Origin of the sequence: Streptomyces luteolus, assembly GCF_029968015.1 — a bacterium.
Lineage (GTDB): Bacteria > Actinomycetota > Actinomycetes > Streptomycetales > Streptomycetaceae > Streptomyces > Streptomyces luteolus.
The window spans coordinates 47,976-56,196 of record NZ_JASCIS010000051.1; the positions used below are offsets into that span (position 1 = coordinate 47,976).

At 70.8% G+C, this 8,221-nt stretch carries 8 protein-coding genes; 4 read left to right on the forward strand and 4 right to left on the reverse strand.

Features of this window, described 5'->3' with window-relative positions; genetic code table 11:
• The first annotated feature begins 26 nt into the window (after positions 1-26).
• Complete coding sequence (locus tag QIT00_RS32910; protein WP_282539131.1) at positions 27-974, forward strand: phosphatase PAP2 family protein; 948 nt, start codon at positions 27-29, stop codon at positions 972-974.
• A 34-nt stretch (positions 975-1,008) separates the two neighbouring features.
• On the opposite strand, the gene QIT00_RS32915 is transcribed toward QIT00_RS32910, so the two are convergent.
• The 3 genes from QIT00_RS32915 to QIT00_RS32925 are packed head-to-tail and all read right to left on the reverse strand — an operon-like array spanning position 1,009 to position 4,721.
• Complete coding sequence (locus QIT00_RS32915; RefSeq protein WP_282539132.1) at positions 1,009-4,038, reverse strand: bifunctional [glutamine synthetase] adenylyltransferase/[glutamine synthetase]-adenylyl-L-tyrosine phosphorylase; 3,030 nt, start codon at positions 4,036-4,038, stop codon at positions 1,009-1,011.
• A gap of 57 nt (positions 4,039-4,095) precedes the next feature.
• A complete protein-coding gene (locus QIT00_RS32920) occupies positions 4,096-4,515 on the reverse strand; it encodes a type II toxin-antitoxin system VapC family toxin (protein ID WP_282539133.1) in 420 nt (139 codons plus the stop codon).
• 2 nt (positions 4,516-4,517) lie between these two features.
• Entirely contained in the window at positions 4,518-4,721 is a 204-nt protein-coding gene (locus QIT00_RS32925) for a hypothetical protein (protein ID WP_282539134.1), read from the reverse strand.
• Positions 4,722-4,767: 46 nt separating this feature from the next.
• Between QIT00_RS32925 and QIT00_RS32930 the strand changes: the two genes are divergently transcribed.
• Positions 4,768-5,190 carry a VOC family protein gene (locus QIT00_RS32930; RefSeq protein ID WP_282539135.1) on the forward strand — a complete coding sequence of 141 codons (423 nt, stop codon included), beginning with the start codon at positions 4,768-4,770 and terminating at the stop codon, positions 5,188-5,190.
• A 64-nt stretch (positions 5,191-5,254) separates the two neighbouring features.
• Here the strand turns inward: QIT00_RS32930 and glnA are convergent, their stop codons facing one another.
• Positions 5,255-6,616, reverse strand: coding sequence for a type I glutamate--ammonia ligase (gene glnA / locus QIT00_RS32935; RefSeq protein ID WP_282539136.1), 1,362 nt, complete (start codon positions 6,614-6,616; stop codon positions 5,255-5,257).
• A 192-nt stretch (positions 6,617-6,808) separates the two neighbouring features.
• Here glnA and QIT00_RS32940 point away from each other — a divergent pair, with 192 nt between their 5' ends.
• A complete protein-coding gene (locus tag QIT00_RS32940; protein ID WP_282539137.1) occupies positions 6,809-7,513 on the forward strand; it encodes a DUF3105 domain-containing protein in 705 nt (234 codons plus the stop codon).
• Positions 7,510-8,181: a DUF305 domain-containing protein gene (locus QIT00_RS32945; RefSeq protein ID WP_282539138.1), complete on the forward strand. Its 672-nt coding sequence runs from the start codon at positions 7,510-7,512 to the stop codon at positions 8,179-8,181. The genes QIT00_RS32940 and QIT00_RS32945 overlap by 4 nt, the downstream gene beginning before the upstream one ends.
• The last annotated feature ends 40 nt before the right edge of the window (positions 8,182-8,221 follow it).

Below are 8,221 nucleotides of genomic sequence, written 5' to 3' on the forward strand. Positions count from 1 at the left end.
GTGAATTTCTGGCAGACTTTCTGTCCATGGGTGAGACGAATGTGAGTACACGGGAAGGCCGGACGGCGGCCGGAACCTCACCCCTCGAAGCGGAGGGAACCCGTCCGGCAGGGTCCTTCGTGCGCCGACTGCGCACCCCCCGGCGCCCCCGTATCTGGTACGAGCTGGCCCTCATCGCGGTGAGTTACTGGCTGTACTCCCTGGTGCGCAACGCCGTGCCCGAGCAGCGGGCCGCGGCGATGCAGAACGCCGACTGGATCTGGCAGGCCGAGCAGGCCATCGGCCTCGCCTTCGAGCGGGGCGTCAACCAGGCCGTGAACTCGGTGACATGGCTCGTCGTCGGCATGAACTACTACTACGCGACGCTGCACTTCATCGTGACGATCGCGGTCCTGGTGTGGCTCTACCGCCGCCACCCCGGCCGGTACGCGGCGATGCGCACCGTCCTCTTCGTGACCACCGGACTCGCCCTGGTCGGCTTCTACTTCTTCCCGCTGGCCCCGCCGCGGCTCCTCGAGGGCGGCGGCTTCGTCGACACGGTCCTGGTCCACCAGACCTGGGGCTCGATGGCCTCCGGCGACCTGAAGCACATGACGAACCAGTACGCGGCGATGCCGTCGATGCACATCGGCTGGTCGCTGTGGTGCGGCCTCGCCCTGTTCACGCTCGCCCGGGTGCCGTGGGTCAGGGTCCTCGCCGTGCTGTACCCGCTGGTGACACTCGTGGTGATCATCGCGACGGCCAACCACTTCTGGCTCGACGCGATCGGCGGCCTGCTCTGCCTCGCGGCGGCCCTCGCCGTCACCCACCTCTGGTACGGCAGGGCCCCGCACCGGATGGGCGCAGTCAGGGGGCGCCCTGAAGGGGCGCGGGGAACTGCGCGAGCAACCACGGCGGACCCGCAGCGAATCGGACAGGCTGCCGCGGCAGAATCAGCCCGTCCGGCGTTTGAGGACGAGCCCGCAGGGCGATAGACGGCGCCCAAGTCAACAGCACCACAACGCCGACCTACCCCACCGCCCCGTAGAACAACTCCTCCACCACGTGCCGCGCCCGCCGCGTGATCCGACGGTAGTCGTCGATCATCTCGCCGACCGTGCCCGCCTCGTACCCGAGATAGCGGCCCACCGCGGCCAGCTCGCGGCCGTCCGACGGGAACGTGTCACCGGCCCGGCCGCGCACCAGCATCACCGCGTTCCGTACGCGGGTGGCGAGCACCCAGGCCTCGTCGAGGATCTCCGCGTCCTCCGTGGAGATCAGCTCGGCGGCACGCGCCGCGGCCAGCGCCTCGCGGGTCCTGGTCGTCCGCAGGCCCGGCTCGGCCCAGCCCTCCTGGAGCTGGAGGAGCTGCACCGCCCACTCGACGTCGGAGAGCCCGCCGCGGCCCAGCTTCGCGTGCAGCGTCGGGTCGGCGCCGCGCGGCATCCGCTCGGCCTCCATGCGGGCCTTGAGGCGGCGGATCTCGCGTACCGCGTCGTCGCCGAGGCCCTCCTGCGGGTAGCGCAGCGGGTCGATCAGCTCGATGAAGCGGCGCCCCAGGTCCGCGTCGCCCGCGACGGGCTCGGCGCGCAGCAGCGCCTGGCTCTCCCAGACGTGCGACCACCGGTGGTAGTACGCGGCGTACGACTTGAGGGTGCGCACCAGCGGGCCGCTCTTGCCCTCCGGGCGCAGGTCCGCGTCGATGAGCAGCGGCGGGTCGGACGTGGGCAGCTGGAGGAGCCGGCGCATCTCGGCGACCACCTGGTTCGCGGCCTTGGCCGCCTCCTGGTCGTCGACGCCCTCGCGCGGCTCGTGCACGAAGAGCACGTCGGCGTCGGAGCCGTAGCTCAGCTCGTGCCCGCCGAAGCGGCCCATGCCGATGACGGTGAACCGGGTGGGCAGCTCGTCACCCCAGCCGGCCCGGACCACGGCACGGAGTGTCCCGGCGAGGGTGGCGGCGGTGAGGTCGGAGACCGCACTCCCGACCCGGTCCACCAGGGCGCCAGGATCCGCCTCGGCGGGGCTCTCCTCCGTCCCGTACGAGCCGATCAGGTCGCCCGCGGTCGTACGGAACAGCTCGCGGCGGCGTACCCCGCGGGCCGCCGCCACGGCCTGCTCGGCGCCGTCGGCCCGGCGGACGGCGGCGAGGATCTCCTGCTCCAGGTGGTCCCGCCCGCGCGGTTCGAGGCCCCGGGAGTCGCCGAGCAGGGCGACCGCCTCCGGGGCGCGCAGCAGGAGGTCGGGGGCGAGCCGGCCGGCGGACAGGACGCGGGCGAGGTTCTCGGCGGCGGCGCCCTCGTCGCGCAGCAGCCGCAGGTACCAGGGGGTCTTGCCGAGGGCGTCGGAGACCTTGCGGAAGCCGAGCAGACCGGCGTCCGGGTCGGCGGAGTCCGCGAACCAGCCGAGGAGCACGGGGAGCAGGGTGCGCTGGATGGCGGCCTTCCGCGTCACACCCGACGCCAGCGCCTCCAGGTGGCGCAGGGCGGCGGCCGGGTCGGCGTACCCGAGGGCGACGAGGCGTTCGCGGGCGGCGTCCGCCGAGAGCCGGGTCTCGCCGGGGGCGAGCTGGGCGACGGCGTCGAGGAGCGGCCGGTAGAAGATCTTCTCGTGCAGCCTGCGGACCACGGCCGCGTGCCGCCGCCAGGCCCGGTTGAGCTCGGTGACGGGTTCGGTGCGCAGGCCGAGGGAGCGGCCGAGGCGGCGCAGGTCCCGCTCGTCCTCGGGCACGAGGTGGGTGCGGCGCAGCCGGTACAGCTGGATGCGGTGCTCCATGGCGCGCAGGAAGCGGTACGCGGCGTCCAGCTGGGCGGCGTCGGCCCGGCCCACGTACCCGCCTGCCGCGAGGGCCGCGAGGGCGTCGAGGGTGGAGCCGCTGCGCAGCGAGACGTCGGCCCTGCCGTGCACCAACTGCAGGAGCTGGACGGCGAATTCGACATCCCGCAGCCCGCCGGGCCCCAACTTCAGCTCGCGTTCGATCTCGGCGGCGGGGATGTTGTCCACGACCCGGCGGCGCATCTTCTGCACGTCGGGCACGAAGTTGTCGCGCTCGGCGGCCTGCCAGACCAGCGGGGCCAGCGTCTCCACGTACGCCTCGCCGAGGTCGGGGTCGCCGGCGACCGGGCGGGCCTTGAGGAGGGCCTGGAACTCCCAGGTCTTGGCCCAGCGTTGGTAGTAGGCGAGGTGCGAGGAGAGGGTGCGGACGAGCGGGCCGTTGCGCCCCTCGGGGCGCAGGTTGGCGTCGACGGGCCAGATGGTGCCCTCGACGGTCGTCTCGGAGCAGATCCGCATCATGTGCGAGGCGAGCCGCGTCGCGGCTTGCATGGCCTTGGACTCGTCGGCGCCCTCTGCTCCGGCTGCTCCGTTGACGGGCTCCGCTACGAAGATGACGTCCACGTCCGAGACGTAGTTCAGCTCGTGCCCGCCGCACTTTCCCATCGCGATCACGGCGAGCGTGCAGAGCGCGTCGTCCTCGGGCGCCGCGCCGCGGGCGATGGCGAGGGCGGCCCGCAGGGTCGCGGTGGCCAGGTCGGCGAGCTCGGCGGCGGTCTCGGCGACGTCGGTGGTGCCGCACACGTCACGCGCGGCGATGGACAGCAGACAGCGCCGGTAGGCCACGCGCAGCGTCACGGGGTCGACGGCCTCGGCGAGGCCGTGCTCGAACTCCTCGACGCCCGGGTGCAGATCGCTCGCCTCGTACGTCACGAGGGCCTGCCAGTCGCGGGGGTGGCGGGCCAGGTGGTCGCCGAGGGCTTCGGAGGCGCCGAGCACGCCGAGCAGCCGGTCGCGCAGCGGCTTCGAGGACAGCAGCGTGTCGAGCAGCAGGTGCCGCTCGTCGGGGGTCTCGGGGCCGCCGGGGTCCTGCGCCTCGACGAGCCGGACGAGCCCGAGCAGCGCGAGGTCCGGGTCGGCGGTGGCGCCCAGGGCGTCGAGCAGCACGGGGTCGTTGCGGACGGAGGCCAGCTCCGGGCTGTCGAGGAGCCGCCCGGCCGCGGAGGCGTCGTTGAAGCCGTGCCGCAGCAGCCGCGTGAACGTACTGCTTCTCCGCCCCGGCGTGGTCATGTTCGGCCTCCCGTGTGATCATCGTACGGGGCCGAGCCTAGACGCAGGCGGGGGTGGCTACAGGTCGGCGGGGAGGAGGTCGAAGTACGGGACGTGCCTGGGCTTCACCACGCTGAAGTGCCTGCGGTCCACGGTGGCGACTTGCTGGGCCTGCCACCGCTCCGCGAGCGCGATCACGCACGCATCGGTACCCCCCAGAGGGAAGCTGGCGTACTTCCGCACCAACTCGGCCATACGCGCCAGATCCTCCGGCATCAGACCGCTCACGGTACCGAGCTGATCAGCCGCGAGAGCTTCGAGAAATGACGCCTCGACCTCGGTTCCGCAGCGCTTCCAGATGATGTAGCAGGCTTCCGCGATGACCGGAGCGGGAATCACGAGGTTCGCCGGGTTGACCCCGTCGTACCAGCGTGCGCAGGTCTCGTGATGGCGGTCGTCCGCATCGGCGAGGGCCACCAAGGGGCCCGTGTCGACCATGATCACTCGCCGAACCCCGTCTCCCGCAAGATCTCGTCCACGCGCTCGGATGTATCGCTGTATCCCGAGCGTCCCATGCCGATGAACCTGGGACGCTCCCGCGGCGGCTCGCTCTGTATCAGCGGCTTGAGGCGCATGGCGGCCACGTCCAGGTCGTCATCCGCAACCAGATCGATCATCTCGCGCAGCTCTTCCCGAGTGGTCATGCTTTCAGAGTAGCGACGCGGAGTGACAAGGCGCATGGTGATGTGTATGGAATACACCTTCGAAGTAGTCACCATCCCCGTCTCCGACGTGGACCGCGCCAAGGAGTTCTACCGCGACAAGGTCGGCTTCACCGTGGACTTCGACGGCGACGTGATGCCGGGCGTACGCGTCGTCCAGCTGACCCCGCCCGGCTCGGGCTGCTCCGTCGCGGTCAGCGACAACCTGGAGGGCCTGAACGTCACACCGGTGCCCGCGCCCGGCTCGTACCAGGGCATGCAGCTGTGCGTCGCCGACATCGCGCAGGCCCACAAGGAACTGAAGGACCGCGGCCTGGACGTCAGCGAGCCGGTGACCTACGCCGAGCAGGACGGCGGCACGTTCATGTACTTCAGGGACCCGGACGGCAACGGGTGGGGCGTCCAGGAGTACCGGGTCCGGGCGGAGCAGCCGCTGCGGTCGGTGATCTGAGGGCGGTACGGCGAAGGGCCCGGGGAGCAACGCCCCGGGCCCTTCGCCGTACCGTCCGACTCCCTTACAGAACCGGCAGGTTCTTCCGCAGTTCGAAGGCCGTGACCTCGCTGCGGTACTCCTCCCACTCCTGCTTCTTGTTGCGCAGGAAGAAGTCGTAGACATGCTCGCCCAGGGTCTCGGCGACCAGTTCCGAGCGTTCCATCAGGGCGATGGCCTCGCCGAGGTTCTGCGGCAGGGGCTCGATGCCGAGGGCGCGGCGTTCGGCGTCGCGCAGGGCCCAGACGTCGTCGTCGGCGCCGGGCGGGAGTTCGTACCCCTCCTCGATGCCCTTGAGGCCGGCGGCGAGGAGGACCGCGTAGGCGAGGTACGGGTTGGCGCCGGAGTCCAGGGAGCGGACCTCGACGCGGGCCGAACCGGTCTTGCCCGGCTTGTACATGGGCACGCGGATCAGCGCCGAGCGGTTGTTGTGGCCCCAGCAGATGTACGAGGGGGCCTCGCCGCCCGCGCCCGCGGTGCGCTCGGAGCCGCCCCAGATGCGCTTGTACGAGTTGACCCACTGGTTGGTGACCGCGGAGATCTCGGCGGCGTGCCGGAGGAGGCCCGCGATGAAGGAGCGGCCGACCTTGGAGAGCTGGTACTCGGCGCCGGACTCGTAGAACGCGTTGCGGTCGCCCTCGAACAGGGACAGGTGGGTGTGCATGCCGCTGCCCGGGTGCTCGGAGAACGGTTTCGGCATGAACGTGGCCTGCACGCCCTGCTCCAGGGCCACCTGCTTCATGACCAGGCGGAACGTCATGATGTTGTCGGCCGTGGAGAGCGCGTCCGCGTACCGCAGGTCGATCTCCTGCTGGCCCGGGGCGCCCTCGTGGTGGCTGAACTCGACCGAGATGCCCATGGATTCGAGCATGGTGATGGCCTGGCGGCGGAAGTCCATGCCCACGTTCTGCGGGGTGTGGTCGAAGTAGCCCGAGGAGTCGGCGGGGGTGGGCCGGGAGCCGTCCACCGGCTTGTCCTTGAGCAGGAAGAACTCGATCTCGGGGTGGGTGTAGAAGGTGAAGCCCAGGTCCGAGGTCTTGGCGAGGATGCGCTTCAGGACGAAGCGGGGGTCCGCGTACGACGGGGAGCCGTCCGGCATCAGGATGTCGCAGAACATCCGGGCCGTGCCGGGGGCCTCCGCGCGCCACGGGAGGATCTGGAACGTCGACGGATCGGGCTTGGCGATCATGTCCGATTCGTAGACCCGGGCGAAGCCCTCGATCGCGGAGCCGTCGAAGCCGATGCCCTCGTCGAAGGCCTGCTCCAGCTCGGCCGGGGCCACCGCGACGGACTTCAGGAAGCCCAGGACGTCCGTGAACCACAGGCGTACGAAGCGGATGTCGCGCTCTTCGAGCGTGCGGAGCACGAATTCCTGCTGCTTGTCCATAGCTACATCCTTGCAGTTCAGATGGTTTACGCACCACCGCCCCGGCACGGTAGGGGCTTCAGTATCGAGGCCAGGGGTTTCCGCCAGATTACGGGCCCCTTGTGGCGTGCGACATCCCGGTGGCCACTACGATCGGCGGTCCGCCGTACCCGTCATCCGTACCTTTTCGCAGAAGAACGCAGAGGTTCCTTCATGGGTTCAAGCAATACGTCCGGGCAGGGGAGTTCGCAGGACCGCAAGGCCCGGATAGAGGCGATGCGCCGGGCGGAGCGGGCGCGGGAGCGCCGCAACCGGACGATCGCGATCGTGGCGAGCACGGCTGTCGTCGCGGGCCTGGTGGGGTTCGGCTCGTATCTGTTCATCCGGGAGCAGGACGAGAAGAAGAAGGAAGAGGCCCAGGTCGCGGCCGAGCAGAAGCGGCAGGAGAAGCTCCGCGAGGAGGCCGCCGGGAAGAACATCGACGGCGAGCGGTCCTGGGACGCGAAGAAGCTGGGCCGCGACCACGTCACGAAGCCGGTGAGCTATCCGATGACGCCTCCGGTCGGCGGTGACCACGACCAGGTCTGGATGAACTGCAACGGCGATGTCTACGAGAAGCCGATCCCGGACAAGCACGCCGTGCACTCCCTCGAACATGGCGCCGTATGGGTGACGTACAACGCGAAGGCGAAGCCGGCCGACCTGAAGGCTCTTGAGTCGAAGGTGAAGGCGACGCCCTACTCCCTGATGAGCCCGGTGAACGAGCAGAAGGGCGCGCTGATGCTGAGCGCCTGGGGCAAGCAGCTGACCGTGGACAGTGCGAAGGACCCGCGGGTGGACACGTTCTTCGCCAAGTACGTGCAGGGCAAGCAGACCCCGGAGCCGGGCGCGGCCTGTCAGGGCGGGATCGCGCAGTGAGGCGTGCGGGGTGGGCGGCCGTGTGCGCCGCCGTGGTGTTCGCCGCGGCGGGCGGCGGGGTGACCGCCGCCCTGGCGAACGGCACGGTCCACGACCCCGCGCCGCCGTCCGCTCCGTCCACGCCGTCCGCGCTGGAGCGTCCGGCCGCGGACTCGGCGGACGCGGGTTTCGCGCGCGACATGGCGGTGCACCACCAGCAGGCGGTCGAGATGTCGTTCGTCGTACGGGACCGAACGGACGACGAGGAGATCCGCAGGCTCGCGTACGACATCGCCAACACGCAGGCGAACCAGCGGGGCATGATGCTCGGCTGGCTGGACCTGTGGGAGCTGCCGAAGGTGTCGTCGCGGCCGCCGATGGCGTGGATGGGGATGGGCGGGCACGACGGCCACGGTTCGGGCGGGGACGACGCGCCGTTGATGCCCGGCATGGCGACCCGGGCCGAACTCGCACGCCTGGAGAAGGCGGAGGGCGAGCGGGCCGAGGTGCTGTTCCTGCGGCTGATGACCGCGCACCACAAGGGCGGCGTGCACATGGCCGAGGGCTGTGTGGACCGGTGCCGTCCGGGGGTGGAGCGGGACCTGGCGAAGGGGATGGTCGAGGCCCAGGAGTCCGAGCTGCGGCTGATGGCGGATCTGCTCAGGGCGCGGGGCGCGAAGGGAAGTTGAGGTTGCCGGGGGGGCTTCGGGGGCCAGCCCCCGGACCCCC

What these genes read in the sequence shown, in the direction of transcription:
- QIT00_RS32910 (WP_282539131.1), top strand. Translation starts at nt 27, where the DNA reads ATGGGTGAGACGAATGTGAGTACACGGGAAGGCCGGACGGCGGCCGGA.
- QIT00_RS32915 (WP_282539132.1), bottom strand. Translation starts at nt 4,038, where the DNA reads ATGACCACGCCGGGGCGGAGAAGCAGTACGTTCACGCGGCTGCTGCGG.
- QIT00_RS32920 (WP_282539133.1), bottom strand. Translation starts at nt 4,515, where the DNA reads ATGGTCGACACGGGCCCCTTGGTGGCCCTCGCCGATGCGGACGACCGC.
- QIT00_RS32925 (WP_282539134.1), bottom strand. Translation starts at nt 4,721, where the DNA reads ATGACCACTCGGGAAGAGCTGCGCGAGATGATCGATCTGGTTGCGGAT.
- QIT00_RS32930 (WP_282539135.1), top strand. Translation starts at nt 4,768, where the DNA reads ATGGAATACACCTTCGAAGTAGTCACCATCCCCGTCTCCGACGTGGAC.
- glnA (WP_282539136.1), bottom strand. Translation starts at nt 6,616, where the DNA reads ATGGACAAGCAGCAGGAATTCGTGCTCCGCACGCTCGAAGAGCGCGAC.
- QIT00_RS32940 (WP_282539137.1), top strand. Translation starts at nt 6,809, where the DNA reads ATGGGTTCAAGCAATACGTCCGGGCAGGGGAGTTCGCAGGACCGCAAG.